The organism is Variovorax sp. P4_D9, assembly GCF_056401695.1.
In genome coordinates, this window is record NZ_JBFUIU010001633.1 from 1 (window position 1) to 811 (window position 811).

An 811-nucleotide genomic window follows, 5' to 3' on the forward strand; every position below is an offset into this window, starting at 1 on the left:
CCCATCAACAGCAAGGGCTGCAGCGCGGCCGAGGCACGGGCCATGAAGTAGGCGAAGGGGTAACCGATCAACAGGCAGATCAGCGTCGTGGCGCCGGCATAAAGCAGCGACTGGACGTACGTCGCCCCGTAGATGTCGTCCTGGAGAATGGTCGCGTAGGTCCGCAGGTCGAGCTTCATGACCAGTGCCTGATCCGCGAACGAGAACAGGTTGCTGATGCTGGCGCCGTCCATCTCGGCGAGGCTGATGCGCAGGACGATCAGGAAGGGCAGCAGGAAGAAGACCAGCAGCCACACATAGGGCGTGCCGATGAGCAGCGCCCGCGCCTTCGAGAACCGGCGTCGGCGCTGCGGTGCTTCGGAGCCGTGCGAGGGGATGGCTGCCATGCCTTCAGCTCGTCAGGACGACCTGCGAAGTCGGCAGCCAGTGCGCCCAGACCGCGTCGCCCCGCTGGGGCGCTCCCTCGCGCTGGCGGCTTTCGTTCGCGACATTCACCTTGAGTCCGGCGCCGCTGGGCATCTCGAGGTGGTACAGGGTGTAGTCGCCGAAGTAGGACAGCGCCTTGACGACGCCCCGCACCTGGTTGAGTTCGCCCTCGGGCCGTTCATTGCGCAAGTGGATCTTTTCCGGCCGGACCGCGACCGTGACGGATTGCCCCGCGTGGCCGGTGATGCCGTGGCCGACGCGATGCACGACATCGGCGCATCGGATGTCGACGTGGTCGGAGGCGTCGGCCACGATGGTGCCGTCCATCAGGTTCACGTTGCCGATGAAGTCGGCAACGAAGCGCGTGGCGGGCGTTTCGTAGAGG

2 protein-coding genes are annotated in these 811 nt (G+C 66.0%); both read right to left on the bottom strand.

Annotated features, from left to right (window positions below; translation table 11 throughout):
* Positions 1 to 386: ABC transporter permease (locus tag AC1DY5_RS57410; RefSeq protein ID WP_478123004.1), on the bottom strand; the 386-nt coding region annotated here is incomplete at its 3' end.
* A 4-nt stretch (positions 387 to 390) separates the two neighbouring features.
* A partial coding sequence (locus AC1DY5_RS57415; protein WP_478123005.1) for a TOBE domain-containing protein occupies positions 391 to 811 on the bottom strand: 421 nt, incomplete at its 5' end.